At 35.5% G+C, this 19,427-nt stretch carries 15 protein-coding genes; 5 read left to right on the top strand and 10 right to left on the bottom strand.

Annotation, left to right across the window (positions count from 1 at the left end; genetic code table 11):
* The first annotated feature begins 1,275 nt into the window (after nucleotides 1-1,275).
* The gene (locus F6K18_RS09385) at nucleotides 1,276-1,914 is read left to right on the top strand and encodes an alpha/beta hydrolase (RefSeq protein WP_287520370.1); all 639 of its coding nucleotides are present in this window, start codon (nucleotides 1,276-1,278) and stop codon (nucleotides 1,912-1,914) included.
* Nucleotides 1,877-2,155, top strand: coding sequence for an alpha/beta hydrolase (locus F6K18_RS09380; protein ID WP_287520368.1), 279 nt, complete (start codon nucleotides 1,877-1,879; stop codon nucleotides 2,153-2,155). Before F6K18_RS09385 ends, F6K18_RS09380 begins: the two co-directional genes overlap by 38 nt.
* A 297-nt stretch (nucleotides 2,156-2,452) precedes the next feature.
* On the opposite strand, the gene F6K18_RS09375 is transcribed toward F6K18_RS09380, so the two are convergent.
* The 3 genes from F6K18_RS09375 to F6K18_RS09365 all read right to left on the bottom strand — a co-directional run bounded on the left by F6K18_RS09375 (nucleotide 2,453) and on the right by F6K18_RS09365 (nucleotide 6,561).
* Complete coding sequence (locus F6K18_RS09375) at nucleotides 2,453-4,447, bottom strand: sensor histidine kinase (RefSeq protein WP_287520366.1); 1,995 nt, start codon at nucleotides 4,445-4,447, stop codon at nucleotides 2,453-2,455.
* 10 nt (nucleotides 4,448-4,457) lie between these two features.
* Nucleotides 4,458-4,619, bottom strand: a complete 162-nt coding sequence (locus F6K18_RS09370) for a hypothetical protein (RefSeq protein WP_287520364.1) — start codon at nucleotides 4,617-4,619, stop codon at nucleotides 4,458-4,460.
* Nucleotides 4,620-5,979: 1,360 nt separating this feature from the next.
* Nucleotides 5,980-6,561: a thioredoxin family protein gene (locus F6K18_RS09365; RefSeq protein WP_287520361.1), complete on the bottom strand. Its 582-nt coding sequence runs from the start codon at nucleotides 6,559-6,561 to the stop codon at nucleotides 5,980-5,982.
* Between the two features lie 192 nt (nucleotides 6,562-6,753).
* On the opposite strand from F6K18_RS09365, the gene F6K18_RS09360 reads away from it, so the two are divergent.
* Together F6K18_RS09360 and F6K18_RS09355 are read left to right on the top strand one after the other, a co-directional pair.
* A complete protein-coding gene (locus tag F6K18_RS09360; protein ID WP_287520359.1) occupies nucleotides 6,754-7,158 on the top strand; it encodes an NIL domain-containing protein in 405 nt (134 codons plus the stop codon).
* A 7-nt stretch (nucleotides 7,159-7,165) separates the two neighbouring features.
* The gene (locus tag F6K18_RS09355; RefSeq protein ID WP_287520356.1) at nucleotides 7,166-7,585 is read left to right on the top strand and encodes a hypothetical protein; all 420 of its coding nucleotides are present in this window, start codon (nucleotides 7,166-7,168) and stop codon (nucleotides 7,583-7,585) included.
* 621 nt (nucleotides 7,586-8,206) lie between these two features.
* On the opposite strand, the gene F6K18_RS09350 is transcribed toward F6K18_RS09355, so the two are convergent.
* From F6K18_RS09350 to F6K18_RS09330, 5 genes are all read right to left on the bottom strand, one after another.
* On the bottom strand, nucleotides 8,207-8,785 hold the full coding sequence (locus F6K18_RS09350; protein ID WP_287520354.1) for a shikimate kinase: 579 nt from the start codon (nucleotides 8,783-8,785) through the stop codon (nucleotides 8,207-8,209).
* 525 nt (nucleotides 8,786-9,310) lie between these two features.
* The gene (locus F6K18_RS09345) at nucleotides 9,311-10,030 is read right to left on the bottom strand and encodes a hypothetical protein (RefSeq protein ID WP_287520351.1); all 720 of its coding nucleotides are present in this window, start codon (nucleotides 10,028-10,030) and stop codon (nucleotides 9,311-9,313) included.
* Entirely contained in the window at nucleotides 10,023-10,655 is a 633-nt protein-coding gene (locus F6K18_RS09340) for a flavin prenyltransferase UbiX (protein ID WP_124144869.1), read from the bottom strand. The genes F6K18_RS09345 and F6K18_RS09340 overlap by 8 nt, the downstream gene beginning before the upstream one ends.
* A 412-nt stretch (nucleotides 10,656-11,067) precedes the next feature.
* Nucleotides 11,068-13,374: a ribonuclease R gene (locus F6K18_RS09335; protein ID WP_287520348.1), complete on the bottom strand. Its 2,307-nt coding sequence runs from the start codon at nucleotides 13,372-13,374 to the stop codon at nucleotides 11,068-11,070.
* Nucleotides 13,375-13,812: 438 nt separating this feature from the next.
* The gene (locus tag F6K18_RS09330; protein WP_287520347.1) at nucleotides 13,813-15,048 is read right to left on the bottom strand and encodes a transposase; all 1,236 of its coding nucleotides are present in this window, start codon (nucleotides 15,046-15,048) and stop codon (nucleotides 13,813-13,815) included.
* Between the two features lie 436 nt (nucleotides 15,049-15,484).
* Between F6K18_RS09330 and F6K18_RS09325 the strand changes: the two genes are divergently transcribed.
* Nucleotides 15,485-16,702 carry a hypothetical protein gene (locus tag F6K18_RS09325; RefSeq protein ID WP_287520345.1) on the top strand — a complete coding sequence of 406 codons (1,218 nt, stop codon included), beginning with the start codon at nucleotides 15,485-15,487 and terminating at the stop codon, nucleotides 16,700-16,702.
* Between the two features lie 191 nt (nucleotides 16,703-16,893).
* Here the strand turns inward: F6K18_RS09325 and clpP are convergent, their stop codons facing one another.
* Nucleotides 16,894-17,481, bottom strand: a complete 588-nt coding sequence (gene clpP / locus F6K18_RS09320; RefSeq protein WP_287520344.1) for an ATP-dependent Clp endopeptidase proteolytic subunit ClpP — start codon at nucleotides 17,479-17,481, stop codon at nucleotides 16,894-16,896.
* A 1,514-nt stretch (nucleotides 17,482-18,995) separates the two neighbouring features.
* Nucleotides 18,996-19,427, bottom strand: a 432-nt coding sequence (locus tag F6K18_RS09315; protein ID WP_287520342.1) for an ATP-grasp domain-containing protein, incomplete at its 5' end; no start/stop codon positions are given.

The raw sequence follows: 19,427 nt of genomic DNA, 5'->3' as shown, positions 1-19,427 counted from the left end.
TGGAGGTGGCAAAAATTTGGGATATTCTTTCTAGATCTCAGGGAGAAATTTTTATTATACTTAATCATCCGGACATGGTATTACATATTTAGGCCTTGCTGATTAACTCTAAAAGCCTTTATCTGTAAATCCTTTAATCTTTTTGATGAGAAAAAAGTGCAAGCTTTTCGCTCCAAAAAGCTGAAAATGTGAGTATTTTCAGCAAACCTAGAGGGAAAAATCTTAGATAATTATTCCTCCTGACTCCTGAGGACTGACTCCTACACAAATACTTTTTCAGCAAACCCTATTTAGGAGCATCTCTTATACCATTTCTTTGTGACACGCTTAATAATTTTTGCTCAGACTTTATTGCACTGATTATTTTCATCTTTTATTGAGTTTAGTTTCATGGAGAAATGGTATTAGTATTTGAAATAATAGAACTTATTGGATAGAAATTACTTTTTCATCTATATAATTATTTGTGTTACATTGGCAAGGGCTTAATATCAGGGTCATTTCATTCTAGATTTTGGCAATTAATTTATTGATTTTCAGACAGCGAAAGATAAATTTCCTAAAGCTGTAAATAACGTGGTTTCGTCAATACATAAAATGGCACAGTTTAGAATGAAACAGCCCTGGCTTAATATGGCCTTTTATTTTGCTTTATATCGTTCTAAAAATTAGTTTCTTTGCTAACTTCTGAAATTAGATTAGCGTTCAGTATAGATTATTGAAAAGATGCTAATTTTAGAAAAGAGTAAAAATGAAATTTCAATCAATCTCACAATCTTTTTTTTGAAAGTATGCACAATAATTTTGTCTTTGTTACTAGGAATAATTATTTCTGTCGTTGCTTTACATCTCCTCGGTGTAATTAATGGTTAGGAATTTCCATTGAAGGGAGTTATATCAAATCCGGTTAAACAGCCATAGAATGGTTAAGTTAGGAGGAGCCAGGAGTCAGTCCTCAGGAGTCAGGAGGAGAAAGAATTACAAAGATAAACGTAGTTATGGCGATTGAAGATTTTTTTTATGTCCAATTAAACGGATTTTATATTATTGCTTTTGTGGGAGGTAGTGGACTGGGTTGCTTTATAATTGCTTGGCTAATTGGCAAACAGACAAGAAAAAGATTAATTCATTTGGGTTTAATCCTGATAACTGTCATAAATTTGATGGCATTTATAACAGCTTACTCTTTAACTAATTATAAAAGTTCTGGAGGGTTTGGTTTCGGCATTCCTCGACCTATCAATTCTAGAACTCCAACTGATTTAGGACTGGAATTTGTCACTCAAAACATTCCAATTAACTCAAATAAATGGTTTAGAAACTTGGTTAATTCCAGCAGCTTCTTCTAAAGGAACGGTAATCCTTTTTCCGGGACAAGGAGCTGTTAAAGATAAGCAACTTCTCGCCCCTGCAAAAATCTTTCATTCTTTGAATTATGATACAGTATTAGTCGATTATCAAGGAGTTGGAGGGTCGAGCGGAAGTCAAACAACAATTGGAGTAAAAGAAGCGAAAGATGTAGCTTCAGCAATGACTTTTGTACGACAAATTAATCCAAATCAGCCAATTATACTTGATGGAATTTCTATGGGAAGTGCTGCTATTCTCCGAGCAGTTGCTCAAGAACAGATTGAAGCTAATACTATTATTATAGAAATGCCTTTTCTTTGTTTTTTGGACGCAGTGAAAATTCGGTTAAAGGATGCAAATATTTCTCCATTTCCCTTAGCAGAATTGGGTGCATCTCATATTTGCAAAAATACTTTTTTCCTATATATTCTCTATTTGCTATTCCCTGTTGCCTGTTGCCAGATGAACTGTTGCCTAAAAGCGATAAAATTTTGGCTTTCTTCAAAATTGAGATGCACCCGCAGAATTGTTAGTTTTTTGGGGAAGCATTCAACATGGTTTTAATGGTTTTACCTATAATCCAGTTTCTGATGCTAAACAGGTAAATTGTCTGACTTTACTGATGCAAGGAGAAGAAGATAAATGGGTAACATTAAATGAAATTAAGGAGTTATTCAATAATTTGAATAGTTTTAAGCAACTTGTTCTTTTTCCTAATACCGGACATGAATTATTGGTTAGTCTCGAAGGAGAAAAATGGTTTCAAAACCTAGAGCAGTTTCTCAAAAATCTAGAAAAAAGTTAATTTGTTGGGTATTATACCAGTTTGATAAATATTTGCTACAAATAGGTAGGCTATTTCTTAGGAGTCAACCCACCCCTAAACCCTCCCAGGAGGGGAAGTCAGGAGTCGTACGGGAATGGCTTAGATATCATTTTTGAGGTTGGAACTTATCTTTTTAGCCAAAGAAACATCTCCTTTAAAGTCTTTCTAATCACCCAAATTATTCGTAACATTCTTTTTTTTAAATCGTATTATCTAATACCATTTATCAACAATAAAAATAAAAATTTATGCCGTTCGGGAACTGAAGGAAATTTTTTAACTCAAATTTATAGGGATTGTAATCATAAATTCTGTATATTTTTCCTTTCGAGAATGACATTCTAGTTTTCCTTTATGTTTTTCGACAATAATTTGATAACTAATTGAAAGTCCTAACCCAGTCCCTTTACCAACTGGTTTTGTTGTAAAAAAAGGATCGAATAAATGAGAGAGAACTTCTTCACTAATTCCTCCTCCATTATCAGTGATACAAATTTGTACTAAATTATCCGATATTCTTTGAGTTTTAATCCGAATACAGCCGGAATTAAATTCAATTTTTTGAGAATTTTGATCATCTTTAATCGCATAAATTGCATTGCTAAGAATATTCATAAATACTTGATTAAGTTGTCCAGGATAACAGTCTATCAGAGGTAGTTGACCATATTCTTTTATGATTTGAATCTCTGGATATTCAGATTGAGATTTAGCTTTGAAGTGACTCTGTAAAATCATTAAAGTACTCTCAATTCCTTCATGTATATCGACTTTTTTGATTTCCGCTTCATCACAACGAGAAAAGATGCGCAGTGATTTGACAATCTCCCGAATTCGCTCTGTTCCCACCTCCATAGACTTAAGAATTTTTTTGAGGTCTTCTTGAAGAAAATTTAATTCGATCGCTTCAATTTCTGCTTCAATTTCTTGATGGGGATGAGGATAATAATTTTGATAGAGTTGAATTAAATTTAGCAAATCTTGAATATAATCTTTTGCATAAACAATATTTCCATGAATAAAGTTCACCGGATTATTAATTTCATGGGCAACTCCGGCAACCATTTGACCTAAACTAGACATTTTTTCACTTTGAATCATCTGAGCTTGAGTCTGCTGAAGTTCTTTTAATGTTTGCTGAAGTTCTTGTTTTTGTTCTCTTAATTTAGCTTCTGATTCTCGTAGCGAATTCTCGGCTTGTTTACGCTCTTTAATTTCTAGAAGTAGTTGTTCTTGAGCATCATTTAACTCCTGTAAAGTGCGAATTTTTTCCTGAAGTTGTTCTTCAAGTTCGTCAGTTTGAATAATCACTTGACCTGCCAATGGACGCAATAGTAAAATCATTCCACCTGCTCCCATAAAACTTAAAATAACTATGATAATTCCAATAGTAATAAGCTGATGATTAACAGAAGCATATAATTCCTGACGATCGATTTTAATAATAAGTCCCCAATTCACTTTTGAGAGGGGTTCAAAGGCAATTATTTGGCCATAATTCCAAAATGTAGGTTTGATAAATGTAAGTCCTGATTCTTGAATAACTACTGTTTTTTCCAAGGCTTTAATAATAGGTTCTGATAAAGTTTTAGTTTCATTTTTGGAGGATAAAAATAATTTTAGTTGTTGGTTTTGAAAAGTCCCAAAAAAAATTTCTCCTGTTTGACCCAGCCCTGTATAATCTCTGATAATTTTTTCTAAATTCTCAGTTTTAAATAAAACTAAATCTGTTCCCTGTTGTTGTTGATTAGAGTTAAAAATTGCTTGGCTAACAATTATATAAGATTGATGATTGAGGCGAATTGGATTGCTAATGTGAGAATTTTGAGAGTTCTGAGTGGAAAAATTCCAAAATTTTTGAGGGATAGGTAAACCAAGTTGAACTATCAATTGATTATTTTGATCAAAGCGAGTAATGCCAACTACATCTTGGCTCCGATTTAGAGCATCGCTCAGATAGTGTGTAATATTAGAAACAGCAGAAGCACGATTATTTAAGCTTTGGTTATAAGCTTCTAATTCTAGTCTTGCTTGGGTACGACTAGCAATTTGTACTGCAATACTTTTGACTTTTGAAATAAATTCTTCTACTGCCAAAGTTCGAGTTCTTAAAGCTGACTGTAAATTGCTTTCTTCGTTTCTTTTGAGTTGCTTATATAGAGGAAATATACTGACTATTGCAACCAGAACACTAATAGTAAATATTCCTGCCGCAGAATAAAATATTAAAAGTATTTGTAATTGTTTAGAATTGATAGATGATTTATTCATAGATAATTTATCATTTTCTTTGTGGGTTTAATACCCCACCGTCAACGGGGGTGTTCAAAATTACTTGGGGGAGCGAATCCCCATGTAATTTTCCTCCTGTCTCCTGTCTCCTGTCTCCTGTCTCCTTCTTCAATTGACAGATTAGGTGAGTTTTATCATGTATATAAATCATATTTTAGTTGTGCAAAAATATATGATGAAACTAGAAAAATTTTGTAAATTTTTCATAGTTTTTATCTATTTTTTTATTTTCAATAAATTATTGAAGATTGCTATAGCAGATCCACAAGTTCACCTATTTCCTGAAATTGTATTTTATGTGATATAATCTGCTTTTTTGCATTCTCGATAGCTATCTAATTCAGAATTTATTTATCTATATTTTTAACATAGAGTTTAAGACCCCCACGCTTATTTGAAGAATTAGTTGTGGGTTTTGATAACGGTTCTGTAGACGTGGAGCGACAACATTCAGTATCTCTCATCATAAACCTGATAACTGATACAGTATTTGAAGGAAAGGTTAGGACATATCAAAAGCTTAAAACTCGGATAACGCAAGATTTTTCCTTCTTCCTTCTCTACTAGATAACTAAAGCCTTCTTCCTTCTACTATACAGCGTATTTCAGGCTTATGAGATACAGTAACCATAATTTATAAAGCAGTTTTAAAAATACTGGGAGTCGATGAAATTAAGAAGTTTACCTAATTTACTTGCAATCTTCTGTAACTGATTTGATTCAATGTGCATTATTTGCAGTTAATCTTGACAGTATTTATGAGTAAATTATCAGATAAAATTAACATTATACCTCTGTTACTTATATAAAAAAAAGCCAACTTATCAAAAAAAAATGACCAATTTATATTTCCTAATCAATCAACTATAGCATTTCTCAGGTGAGTGAGGTACAGTTGTGATGAGGTACTGATAGTGTAGCTTCTCTGTAAGAGGCTAACCCAGTTCCTCTGTAAAAAGGCTAGCTGATAACTGATAACTGATAACTGAATTGACTTCTGTGAAATGGTATTATTTTCTGTTAGCTATTCCTTAAAACCTAGAACTTTGTACCTCATCAGTATTAAAATAGAATCGCTATACCGTTAATTGCTAAGTAACTAAAAAAAGCAACTAATTCAGCATTGGTGAATCAAGCTATGAAACCTAAATTTAGCCAAATATAAAATGCTTTTCAGTTAATAGTTAGGGCTTGCTGATTAAATATCAAAGCATTGACTGATATTGGTTTCAGCCTTTTTTTGCCTTGAAAAAGTGCAAGCTTTTCGGTCGCTCAAGCTCAAAAAGCTAGTATTTTGGGATGATTATGGCAGAAAAATAAAGGGACAATTTTTACTACTACCTCCTCGCTCATCCCCATTTCTCCTGTCTCCTGTCTCCTGTCTCCTGTCTCCTACCCCCACCAACAGACTTTATTCAGCAAACCCTAGTTAGGCAATTGCCATTAAAGCACAATCATAGCCACACATCACCAATGCTGTAATTCTATATATACACAAGCTTAATCGACCACTATTGCACTTGACTACCGTGAACTCTTGGATCTGCTTGACTTGCTTTAATTGGTGCCACTGATGTGTTAAATTTAGATCCTTGACCAACAGTACCATCGTATGGTAGTAAGTTCCCAGCAATTAAAGCCTCTATATTTGCTGCCATCACAGATTTTGGCATCTCTCCGATAGTCTGGCCAACCTCAGATCCATCTCCATCCAAAAATACAAAGTGAGGAATACCGTCTACTCGATATTTAGCCAACTCTGGTAACCACTTACTATTATCAACATTCAGCATCACAAAGTTGGCATTTTCACCATACTGTTGTTTAATTTCCTCCAATTCAGAAGCCATAGCTTGACAAGTAGTACACCAATTAGCATAAAATTCAACTAGACTTGGCTTACCATTACTTAAGGCCACATTCAGAGGTGTTGCAGCTTCAGCCATTTCACCCAAAGAGACCGAAGCAGTCTCCGTTCGTAATCCGATAAAAATGGTCACTGATAAAGCGATCGCTACCAACGCCACAATGAAATTTCTCAGGCGCGTTGTGAAAGGGGAAGTATTTGTAGAGTTAGATGGGTTTACGCTCATTGTCAAAAAATTAAAGAATTATTACAATTAAAAACTATAGCTATTAGTTTAACAATTGTCGCCTTAAAACAAAGAGCCTAAAAATTAATTCCATAATTAAGAATAAATAAAAACATCAAAAATCACGAAGGAAAAAATACTGGATTTTGACTTTTAGAAACAGTCTAATTATTCTAATTGGGGGACAGAACTATGAAAAAACGAGTAACTCTAACATTTCCACAACGTTCAATTCATATGCCAATTACCTATAGGTTGGCAAAAGATTTTAATGTTGCTGCTAATATTATTCGTGCTCAAGTAGCACCAAATCAAGTTGGTAAATTAGTGCTGGAATTATCGGGAGATATTGATGAATTAGATGCTGCTGTCGAATGGATGAGACTAAAAAATATAGATGTATGTTTAGCTAGTAGGGAAATTTTAATTGATGAAGATAGCTGTATAGATTGTGGTTTATGTACTGGTGTTTGTCCTACAGAAGCTTTGACTTTACAACCTGATACCTTTCGTCTCAATTTTATTAGGTCTCGTTGTATCGTATGCGAACAATGTATTCCTACCTGTCCAGTGCAAGCAATCTCTACTAACTTATAAATTTAATGTGAAACTAATACCTTTACTTTCTTTAATCCTACTTTTAATTACTTACACTATTTTAGGCTGGAGACTAGCTAGTACTCAAGCTTCTCAGTTATTATATCTAGCTATTATAGCTGCTATTTTTTTATTAGATATTATTTTAACTGTTCCTCTGCCTAATTTTAAAGAAATAATTACACCCTGGTTTCAATCTGATATTACGACTTTTATTTCTGTGATTATTTCTGCTTTTTTATTTGTAGTTATCATTAGGTGGGTTAGTCTTTCTGTCGATGCTTTAGTGTTAATATCTGCGGGAATATTGGTAAGACTGGATACTCAAGTTTGTGGCTTAAAAAATTGGCAGTCTTTTATTATTCTAGTAATTATTTCTCAAGCAAGTTTAGGGCTAGGAATTCTACTTTATACACTTAAATTTTAGCATAATCAATTAAACTCGAAAGACCTTAAATCTCACCTATACTCATGCTATGAAACAAAAAATATAGCATAGTGAGGCTTAAAAATCTTGATCTTTAGTACCATGGACAACTTCCGGAAATGTCGTTCAGCACCATTATCTATTGCCTTGACTTCAAGATTAGGTTCAAGTTTTAATATTAATCTTATAGGTTATATAGACGTGATGAATTATATCATGTCCGGATAAGAGCGTGATAGAACTCCGTTCCGCTTACGCAAACAAAAAACTTTCTCCTCTTCTTTCTTACTTCTTTCTTTCCTCCGAACTCCTAACTCCTCCATCGTTTTATTTATAAATATTCAACCGGATACGATATTATATGAAAGTTTAAGAAATTGTCAAATATATGACAACCAATAATAGTTGATTTCTGAGATAATAATAAAATAAGCGTTTAACTGTCCTTGCTCCCTACCTGATTGATGGTAGGGGTCTTTTTATGAAAATCTACAAAATTTCCATATATTCATCCCAGATATTATTTAGTTTCTACCAAATAACACTTTATTTGGGTTGGGCAAAAAACATCTATAATCAGATTATTTTTATACTAAAATCTTGGGATGAACCTTTAAATAACTAATTTACTACCGATGATTTTACCGCTTTTTTAACTTCTGCTAAGACTAACATAGTTAACTGTTCCGGAGTAGATTTAGGCTCTACATGAATATGAACATCTGCATTAGCATAAAGTGGCCGTCGTTCCTCCAAAATAGCTTGAAGTTTACCTAGAGGGTCCCTATCCTGAAGCAGAGGTCTAGTTCGATCGCCCTGTAAGCGACTATGCAATACCTCTATAGGCACATCTAACCAGACAACTATACCATGCTGTAAGTAGCTCCAGTTAAAATGGTTCAATACAATACCACCACCTGTTGCAATAGTCAAATTTTTATAACTAGATACTTGTGCCAATACATTTGTTTCCAACTGCCGAAACACTGCTTCACCATCATCAGCAAAAATTTCATTGATAGACTTGCCAGCAACTTGAGAAATCAAATTATCCGTATCTAGAAAACGATATCCTAAGTTTTGGGATAGCAGCTCTCCCACGGTTGTTTTACCAGCTCCCATCATCCCAACTAAATAAAGATTTACTCCTTGTAAAAACTTCTTATTACTAACATTCATAAATTCGTTACTAACATTCATAAATTACTGATAAAAAAACTATCATAAATAATAGACATCTCCGGAAAATAAATAAACCTTTTAATTAGAGCAAGCTAAGGATACGAAAAAATCACCTGAAAAAAATCCTTTTTCGTGGCTTTTTCGTAAAAATATCTTACCGAATAATTAAGATTTAAAGCCTCTTATTTAAAGGATAAAAAAGACAAAAAATTAACGCATAGCGTTAATCCTCTTCTTTTCAAGGAAAGGTGATTGTTAATGATTAATGATTAATTATTAATTATTCCCTACTCCTACAAAAAATCTATATCTTTTTCACCGAAAAATAAGGTCTGAAGCCTCTCCTTTAAAAGGGATGAAAAAAAAATAAAGTTCAATATTTAAAGACTCTGACTTTCCTGCGGAATACTGCACAAACAGGCAGAGTTACTGATAACTGATAACTGATAATTGAAATGACTAGAGGTCTAATGTTGAAAGAAGACTCCCGTTATAATCTTTGATTTAACGGTGATAGTATCAATCAATAAACAAAAGCCAAACTTATTTTGGGTCTTCTGACTGATGATCTTTGTCAGAAACTTGATCATCTTCTTCCTCTTGAGTAGGCATAGATGTATTTGCAGGAGGAGGAGTAATTATCCGATAATCTGCATCATAAACAGATTCAGTTTGACCAACACCTGAACTGCTACTATCACGATAACCATAAGAATATACAGAACCAGACCAAGAACCTGTTTTTGGGTGTTGTTCTGTTTCATAATTTTTAGTAGCACTTTCATTCACAGATTCCTGTATTTCTTCTGAACCTTGCTCCTCTGTGGTGCCATCCCAAGAACGATTCACCCTGGGAGGTCTTGGTTGCCAATCATCATAATTTTCATTTTTCTTAGCTGGTTCTGAATCTTTATTCAAGTTAAAAGAGCTTTGAGAATCTAAAGTTACTTGAGGTTGTGAAGCATCCCAAACTTCCTCAGTTCGATCTTGATGATGAGACTTTCTAGAACGAGGTCTAGCAGGTTGTAAATTCTTTTTTAACAAGTAATTTGAAAGTCCGAAAATACCATAAATCAACAGGTAAGTAATCACACCTGCAAGAAAAGCACCTAAAATCCATATAGACAAAGGTAGAGGTATAGATCGTAACCCCAAAAAAGTTAAAGACAAATTAGGGGACCAATTTTGCCAAGAAAATAAGGCCAACCCAACGATTATCAAGATTAAAACTACTAACAATAGTAAATTCCGAGATCTATTCATGGCCTATCCACCGTTTTATAGGAACACAATCTAAACCAAATTGGTCTAGGGCACGAGCTACAACAAAGTCTACCAAATCCTCTATAGTTTGGGGATTATGATACCAAGCTGGGATTGCTGGGACAATTCTTGCTCCTGCTTCTGCTAGAGTAGTCAAATTTCGTAAATGAATCAAGCTAAAAGGTGTTTCCCGAGGCACCAATATTAGTTTACCACCTTCTTTTAACTGTACATCTGCTGCACGCTCCAGTAAATCTGAGCTGAATCCAGCAGCCAACTTACCCACTGTTCCCATGCTGCAAGGAATGATAATCATCCCCTTAGTTCTGTAGGAACCACTAGCAATATTAGCCCCTATATCTTGCCAAGCATGACAACACAGTTTACCGTTACTTTCTTCTCCTGCTTGCTCTCGCCAGAATTTTTCTTGTCTAGCTGCTTCAGCAGGCATTTTAATATTTTGCTCTGCTTGCCAGACTGAGTAGGTAGCTTTTGACGCTACTAAATCAATAGTGTAATTGGATGCTAACAAAAATTTAATAGTTCTGACAGCATAAATTAGTCCTGATGCTCCTGTAACTCCGATCGTTATCGGTAGTTGCGGAGTAGAAACAGAATCATTCATTTTCAATAAATAATTTACAGTAGGTGGTAGTTATACCGTTTCACTCAAGTCAGAAGTCAAAAGTCAGAAGTCAGAAGTGATCTTAATCGAACTTAAAATCTGGCGTTGCTGAATGGTAATGATTTTTAGATTAAGTATCAACGCAAAACATAAGTTTTTCAATTTTACCTTCAGCTACTTACTATTACATTTCAGCAACACCGGAAAAAGAGGTGTTGCTGAAATAAGGAATGAAACTGGTGAGTGAGTAGGTATTAATAGTAAGTAAAAATAGCTTCTTTTAACTACTAGCTGCTAGCTACTAACTACTAAAAAATCACACAATCATTCAGCAACACCTTATATTTTCGGGTAGCAGGATACCCACCCCACTTATATTCATCCCGCCCTTCAGCAACACCGAAAAAGATAATTAATATCTATAACGATGACTAGGGGGTGAAAACTCATCATCATCAAAAGCAACGCTACCACCACCCACTGCAACTAAGTCAATTTGCTGGCGATAATAATCAACACTCTTGACCTGTACTTCCACCATATCCCCTAGTCGATACTGATTACGATTTTTGCGTCCCACAAGGGTTTGTTGTCGAGAACGATATTCATACCAATCATCTTTGAGAGAGGATACATGAACTAAACCTTCTACTCTGAAAGTTTCTACTGACTCAGAGGAAATTTCAATTTCTACAAAGAAACCGTAAGACTGCACCCCTGTAATCAAACCTTGGAACGTTTGCCCTGTGCGTTCCTTCATCAATCCAGTTTTAATTAATCCCTCCAGGTCTTCTTGAGCATCCTGTGCTACATTTTCTCGTTCTGTTAAATGTACAACTACTGATGTTAGTTGTGCTTCCAACTCTTGCTGTATTTCTGGAGGTAAAACATTCCAGGTGATTTTACCATGGCAAGAAGAATGACCTAGTTCTACACCTTCTTTGGAGCGACTCGAACGGCGATCGCGTCCTTCATTAAAGATGGTATGTAATACTCGTGAAATCAGCAGGTCAGAATATCTGGAAACTGGCGAGGTACAATGAATATAACCATGTTGCAATGCTAGTCCAAAATGGGGTTGAGCTATGGTACTATAAATAGCTGGTTTTAAAGTATCTTCAAGCAAGTATGCCAGCACTCTTTCTGATTTTTGTGCAGTAAATTCTTCAATAAATGCTTGATAGTCAGCAGGTTGCACGTCTTCTTCATCTTCTAGATATAACTCAGCTCCAAGATTACTAGCTAATTTAATAAATTCTTGAATGTCTCCTGGATCTGGAGTATTTTGGACTCGATAAATTGCTGGTACTCCCAGTGCGAGTAAGTGACTTGCTATTGCTTGGTTCGCTAGGACGATTAATTCTGCTATCATAGATCGAGCCGGAAATAGTTCGGGAACTATCATTGCTCCCAATTCTCCCTCATCATTGTAATAGCTTTTTTCATCTGGTAAATTTAGATCGAAACCACCTCTTCGTAATCTTGCATTGCGGACTGCTTGACTGACATGATTGAGTTTATTAATTGTATTCTCAATTTGATCTGAGGCCAGATTAGCTAATTCCTCTGTGTTACCATTAATGATTTGTTTCGTTTGTTCATAGCTAAGGTGAGCATCTACCTCGATCACACTAGGTTCAATTTCAAACTCAACTATTTGACCATTTTTATTGACCGTAATTAGGATCGATATCGCGAGTCTATCTTTTTCTGGTAGTAAAGAACAGTAATCACTTGATATTATCTTTGGCATTATCGGAATTACTGTATCCCACAGGTATATACTAATACTTCGTTTACGAGCTTCCTTGTCTAGTTGTGAATCTGGTTTAATAAAGTATGCTACATCAGCAATATGAATTCCTACTCGCCAATAACCGGAGAAAGTTGTTTCTATGCTCAGAGCATGGTTAATGTCTTTCTTATTGGCATTTCCAAAGGAAACTGTCAGCAGTTCGCGCAAATCTAATCTATTTTTTTGATCGGCCTTAGTCGAGTGCTTAACCAAAGACTCAGCTTCTTTGAGAACAGCATCAGAAAAAGACCGAGGCAAGTCATGTTTGCAACATACTATATCCAGATCGTCTGCTGCTTCTGCATCTGAACCTAGAATTTGAACTACTTTTCCTATTGGACGTTTTTCTCCCAGGGGATAGCGCAATACTTCGACATGGACGAGGTGATCGATGGCATTCGCTAGGTCAGGACTTTCTGGTACTAAGTCTAGTTCAAATAGTAAGCGATCGTCTAGGGGAACTGCCCGATAATAGGGTTCCCCATTGTGTCCATTTATTTGTTTGATTCTGGCTAACAAGGAGGGGTTAGCACGTTCTAAGATTAACTTTACTTCTCCTTCTGGACTCCGACGACGACTGCCTTCTTTGATGATTTTGACTAATACGCGATCGCTATTCCAGGCGTTACTCAGATGACTTTCTCGAATATAAATATCTTCAGTTCCTTCTGAGTCTTGTATTGCGAAGCAAAATCCTTTACTGGAACAGCGAAGTTTTGCTTCTACAATTGCCTCTTCAAATAGTCGTCGATAACGACCTTTATCTTTGGCTAAAACTCCTATTTTTTCTAGAGCATCCAAAACAATTTGTAATTTATGGATACTTAGATCGTCTTGACAATCTAGTTTTTTCTCCACTGCTTTAGGAGCGACTAATTTGTCTTCACTAAAGTTTGCTAGGAGTGTAGCGATGGAAAATTTCATGCAGCGTTTGATCCTTTTTTTTTATCAGTTCAGTTATCCTATAAATTAGTCTGCCTTGACTTTCTCACCTAGATAGTTGTGTTAATCAGCTTTCCCTAGTTAAATGCTTAATGGCCCTCTTAAGCTAATTTTGGCAAGACATTTACTGAGTAGAGTTATTTCATCGTAGACAAAACTGCCCAGCTATCTAGTATTTACCACTATCTTTGCTACTTTTTGTGAATGTATTAGGATAAATGGCTTGTACTTTTTTGTCTTCACCATAGTTTATGGGAAACTTATTCTTTTTTGGTGATTCAGGTCTATGGACGTGCGACTAATTTAATCGTTTGTTTATTCTATAAGAAAAGGTGACCAACTTTGGACTGTATTGTTTTTGACACTCCCCCGGCTGTTGGCGTAGCCTGCCGTTAGGCATAGCGCGGGGAATTCTTTGTTCTACGACCCAAGTTGCTGAGGCAGGATTTCTCCAACCTCAGTAGTGCCTGAATCTCCCAAAGCGTTTGACTCATTGAGCCAAGTTCCGATGTGCCCCATCGTACTTAAGGCCAAATTCAGGATATTGATGGCCGCATTGTGGTCGCGGTCTAGAATACATCCACATCGACAAATATGGGTTCGAGTGGATAATGACTTTTTGACTGTGGTGCCACAATTTGAGCATTTTTGGGTCCTGTATGCAGGATTAACCGCAACCGTTACTTTGCCAAACTTTGGCCCAAAATACTCTAACCATTCTTGATGCAGTCGCTCATGGGGGAAACCCCCAAGACCGCGCTGCATCGCTTTTCTGAATTGATACCAACCTGCATCATTAATAGACTTGGCGAGACAGTGGTTTTTCACCAAGTTCTTAATCCTCAAGTCTTCATAGGCTACCACATCGTTAGATCGGATGACGCAACGTGCCAGTCTCTTGGCATATTCTTCACGTTGCCTACTTATTTTGAGGTGTACTCGTCCCAGTTTATTAATAGCTTTCTGGCGGTTGGTACTGCCTTTCTGCTTACGAGAAACGCGACGCTGATAGAACTTCATTCGCTTCTCGCTTTTTCTGTAGAATCTTGGGTTAGGCTCTCTATTGTCTTCTGAATCGGTGTAGAACTCTTTGAGTCCAACATCTAAACCGACGTTATGCAATGTCTGTTCACTCTCAACTTTGATATCTACACTAATACAAAACTGACAATAATAGCCATCAGCTCGTCTGACCAGTCGCACCCGCTTAATCTTCTCAACTGGATAGAATGCTAAATCCCACGTCCCCATCAGTTTAAGCTTGCCAATCCCTTTTCTGTCGGTGAACTCTATGTGTTTAGGGTCTTGCAACTTCCAACCGGATGTTTTGTATTCGACAGAGCGAGTATTTTTCTTGAACTGTGGATATCCTTTCTTTTCTGGGATGTTCCTGTTGGAGTTCTCAAAGAATTGAGCAATGGCTGACCAGCACCTTTTTACAGATGCCTGACAAGCATGGGAGTTTAAATCTTTGACTAAGGGATACATTGCACGCAATTCGGTATTGTACCGATATAGCTCTTTCCTGCCCGCTCCTGGATTATCCATCCAGAACCTCAAGCATGAATTTCTGACAAATTGCCCCGTCCGGATTGCCTCATCAATACCAAGGTATTGATTCAGTTTTCCTTTGACTTTAAACTCGTAGACTATCATAATATATGAGGCTAGTTTTGGGAGGGGTATATTGATATTTTAACACATTCAGCTAGATTTCTCCAACGCCGATTGAGGTTCACCGTCCTTCTAGGACCTATCCCTTACCCATAAGTCTTGAAACCCTTGTAGGGAGCAGGGGAGCAGGGAGCAGGGGAGAAAGGAGAAAAAATCAATTTAGCTAAGTAAAACTACTGAAGTTGTCAAAAATAAAGTATTTTTCTATACATTTTTCTCCTGAAAAAGCCGATCCAATAACTATCCATAACTCGTCTATTTTGTCAAGCTTTGTGTTAAGAAAGATGTGGGTAAAGCATAGCTTCTAGAACAGGGCTTGAGACCAGCTTTTTTTGGTCAATGAAATAGCTCTGAAGTTTTGGGCAAATGTACTAAACTGGACTTTTAACTCGATCTAGGTTTCACTAAGTAGACAATTATGTTAGAACGTTTTCGAGCTTGTTACCCCACAGGTTCCTTAATCTCTGAGTTAATTACTATCCATAATGGTAAGTATGTGGTTCGTGTCCTAGTGCAGGTCAATGGTCAAACTTTGGCCAGTGGGTTAGGGGCGGCTGATACTGTGGAGTTGGCAGAAGACCAAGCTAGAAAGCGATCGCTTGCTATTCTTCCACTTGATAAATCTATTTCTACACCTCAAACTTCTGTTCAATTTTATCCTACTCAATCTGTTAGTCCTCCTCCATCTGTCAGTCCTCCAACACCACAGACTAATACTTATATAAACACTTCTTTAGAAAAAGAAATAGAGGAAGTACCACCAGCAATATCGAATTTAGATACTAATGAAATTCCTGATAGTTCAACTGTTTTGTCTTTAGATGTTAATGAGGTTCCTGATAGTTCAACTATTTCGTCTGAGTTGGAAGAATCAGATATTTATACCTCAGTAGAAAAAGAGGAATTACCAATAGTAGAGTCTAGTATTAACTATGATGATATTCCTGATTCTACTCAAAATTCGAGTGGCTTTGATAATAGTTGGTTAAATACTAAATATGGTACGGAACAGGAGGAGGAAAAGATTGATGAGGCGACAGAAACATTAATAAGCTCTGGAAATGATAATGATATAGATAGTGAAATAACTACATCAGAATCTATAGATTCATCAGTAGAAATAGCTCAATCAATTGATAATAATGATGAAAATTATTCACTAAGTTTATCATACGATGTATCTAATGAAAATGTTAAGATAGACATTTTGATTGATAGTTTAGGCTGGACGAAAGAACAGGAGCGAGATTTTCTCGAACAAAATTATCATCAAGAAAAACGCCAATTCTTAACACCAGAAGAATTATTTAATTTCCATCAATATTTAGATATTTTGCTTAAGGTTACAAAGGAAAGTAAAAGCCAAGGATGGAAGCTTAAACAACAAAAAGATTATTTAGAATATAGTCATAATAAAGAATCTTTGGAACAGTTAAGTGTAGATGAGTTACAAAGCTTTTTGGAGTATTTAGAAGTATTTGGTAAAACTACTAATGAAATTAAGCGTCTAGGTTGGAGTCCAACAAAAGGAAAAACTTATCTCAAAAAAAACTATGGAGAAGAAGGGCGTACACGTCTTTCCTTTGAAAAATTGCAAGATTTCTTACAACATTTAGAAAAGTTAGATACGCCTTGAAGAAATAAGGAATAATAAGGAAGAAGGAAGAAGGAAGAAGAAATAAGGAATAATAAGGAAGAAGGAAGAAGGAAGAAGGAAAAAATGGATGGGGACTCAAACCCCAACCAATTGTAAACATCCTGTAGACTGCGGGGTATTCAACCCAAAATAAAAAGACAAAAATTTAGTGATAATCAATAAAAAATTGGTTAATAATTAGAGGGGTTACGGTTATAAACTTGGTCAATTAAGCCGTACTCCATTGCTTCTGTAGCTGACATAAAAAAGTCTCTTTCTGTATCTTCTACAATTTTTTCTATGGGTTGACCTGTGTGGTCTGCTAAACAGTCATTCAGGTATTTTTTGAGGTATAAAATCTCCCTAGCTTGAATTTCAATGTCTGTGGCCTGACCTTGTGCTCCACCTAATGGTTGGTGAATCATAATTCGAGCGTGGGGTAGACTCATTCTTTTGCCTTTTGTTCCTCCACTGAGAAGAAATGCTCCCATACTGGCGGCTATTCCCATACAAATAGTACAGACATCGGGGCGAACGTGTCTCATGGTGTCATAAATACCCATCCCTGCACTGACCGATCCACCAGGGGAGTTGATATAGAGATAAATATCTTTTTCTGGGTCTTCTGAATCTAAATATAATAATTGGCCGACAATTAGATTGGCCAAGTCAGAGTCTATGCCTTCTCCTAGATATATTATGCGATCGCGTAGAAGTCTAGAATAAATATCGAAGGCTCTTTCGCCACGGCCAGATTGTTCAATAACGGTTGGAATCATATTTTTTAAGTCAAAAGTTAAGTGTCAAAATTTTTGACATTTATATATCTTAGCGATTCTGGTTGAAGTTTAGCAAATTTATTAGGAAGTCAGGTAGGGTTTATTAGTATTTCGGCATAATTTAACCAGACAATTGCAAAGATAAAATAGTGGATAATTTTTTTACTTTTCATTCTTATTTTGACAATATTTATAGATATTTTTTTGTTTGAAATTATTTTTTTGACATTAATATATTAAGGGCAATTATGGTTAAGTTTTAGCTAATTTATTGGGAATCAAGGTAAAGTTTATGGTAGTTATGCATAGTGATGGTATATGTAGCAATATAGTTAAGTTAAGGATTTTTTTGGCAGTTATGTAATCTCAAAAGCTACTCTAATGGTTCCATAGCTTATGAATTTTTATCTTATCTGTTTGCGCAGCATTCCGTAGGAAACTGTATTGGTATATGTAGATGAAAAATGGTGCTTCATAGGAGCATCTTGCTTCTACTGTTCTTCCCCTTGAGCAAAATAATTACAATGCACGACTACCAAGTTTATTAGTATTTAGACAGCAGATTATAATACAATGACAAAGCTAAAATAGTCCATCAATGCTAGAAATACAACTAAATTAATTAGTATTCCATAGACAGTCAGGATATAAGTTGATAGTTTGAGTTATTTCTTCTGTGATTAAATTGATGGTTTTAACCCATTCCTCATAATTGGAAACTTTATAGACTTTCATGCTATTAAGTCCGGTAGCATCAGTATTGTAAAGTAAGGGTAAGGAATAAGGAAGATGGAAGATGGAAGATGGAAGATGGAAGATGGAAGATGGAAGATGGAAGATGGAAGATGGAAGAAGACTTAAAAGGCTGAAAAAAACTTAAATTTCCTGTAGATATTCACCCTGGGGTTTACACAAACTTTGAAGAAGGAGACAGGAGACAGGAGACAGGAGACAGGAGGAAAATTACATGGGGATAGTCAACGAAGGGCCGCTCCGCGTCTACGCTCCCCCAAGTAATTTTGAACACTCCCGTTGACGGTGGGGTATTAAACCCACAAAGAAAATGATAATGTGCGGACATGATATGAAATGTTGTCAAACTTAAGACTTTTTAGTTCTACTTGAAAAAACTCTTTAAGGTAGAAGTTGGGAAAGATTTACTTTGCGAGTTTTCTCAATTTATACTTGTTCTTAAATAGCTATATTTTTTCAGGTATATCGGTAAAGTTAAAATGTTTTTACATCCAAATGATAGGAACTTTCAGAGGTAGTGTAATTTCAGTTATCGGTTATCACTACCTCCTGCAATAAGGAGGCTTGACATCAGGAATATTATCGTTTTTTTATCCCTTTAAAAAGGGGAGGCTTTAGACCACAATTTTTCGGTAAAGACTCGGATTATCTAATTGTTTAACTATCTCAATGCCTCGCTCTTCAGTAATTATATTTGTACCGCTTTTATATTACTAGATCGACTAGGTTAAAAATTTGGTGTAACTTATGAATATATCAACCTATTTATTGACTGTGATAAATTCACTTAGGTCTGAATCTATGATGTTTTTAATTTCCAGATAATTCTCCTCTCTAGTTTCTATAAACAAGATGCCAAAGATAGGATATTCTTTGTAATCTATCTTTCTTAACTCTAAGGGTTTTTCAAAATTTGCTAGCAATTTATCATAATTAAATGATGTAATCTCACTGACATTTTTTCCAGTAGAATTATCTAATATAACCAGACTAAATAATTTTCCCTCTTTTCCTTTTAAAATTTGACACCAATCTGGCTTTTTTTGATAGTAAAAATATAAGTAGAGGTTAAAACCATAAGCTAAGAAAGATAAATCTGCGGTAGTACACCAACCACCAAATTGAATGGGATTTACTTCAATAGGTAATAAAATACCATTACTATTTCTTCTCAGCTCAATATGTACTGGAAA

Origin of the sequence: Okeania sp. SIO2C2, from assembly GCF_010692625.1 — a bacterium.
In the GTDB taxonomy this organism is placed as follows: domain Bacteria; phylum Cyanobacteriota; class Cyanobacteriia; order Cyanobacteriales; family Microcoleaceae; genus Okeania; species Okeania hirsuta.
The sequence above is the reverse complement of the archived record's forward strand: the minus strand, read 5'-3'. Positions and strand labels throughout refer to the sequence as shown.

Excerpts from the sequence above, each read along its gene's own strand:
- F6K18_RS09375 (WP_287520366.1), bottom strand. The coding sequence starts at position 4,447 with ATGAATAAATCATCTATCAATTCTAAACAATTACAAATACTTTTAATA.
- F6K18_RS09370 (WP_287520364.1), bottom strand. The coding sequence starts at position 4,619 with ATGATTTATATACATGATAAAACTCACCTAATCTGTCAATTGAAGAAG.
- F6K18_RS09335 (WP_287520348.1), bottom strand. The coding sequence starts at position 13,374 with ATGAAATTTTCCATCGCTACACTCCTAGCAAACTTTAGTGAAGACAAA.
- F6K18_RS09325 (WP_287520345.1), top strand. The coding sequence starts at position 15,485 with ATGTTAGAACGTTTTCGAGCTTGTTACCCCACAGGTTCCTTAATCTCT.
- F6K18_RS09365 (WP_287520361.1), bottom strand. The coding sequence starts at position 6,561 with ATGAGCGTAAACCCATCTAACTCTACAAATACTTCCCCTTTCACAACG.
- F6K18_RS09345 (WP_287520351.1), bottom strand. The coding sequence starts at position 10,030 with ATGAATAGATCTCGGAATTTACTATTGTTAGTAGTTTTAATCTTGATA.
- clpP (WP_287520344.1), bottom strand. The coding sequence starts at position 17,481 with ATGATTCCAACCGTTATTGAACAATCTGGCCGTGGCGAAAGAGCCTTC.
- F6K18_RS09330 (WP_287520347.1), bottom strand. The coding sequence starts at position 15,048 with ATGATAGTCTACGAGTTTAAAGTCAAAGGAAAACTGAATCAATACCTT.
- F6K18_RS09350 (WP_287520354.1), bottom strand. The coding sequence starts at position 8,785 with ATGAATGTTAGTAACGAATTTATGAATGTTAGTAATAAGAAGTTTTTA.
- F6K18_RS09340 (WP_124144869.1), bottom strand. The coding sequence starts at position 10,655 with ATGAATGATTCTGTTTCTACTCCGCAACTACCGATAACGATCGGAGTT.
- F6K18_RS09360 (WP_287520359.1), top strand. The coding sequence starts at position 6,754 with ATGAAAAAACGAGTAACTCTAACATTTCCACAACGTTCAATTCATATG.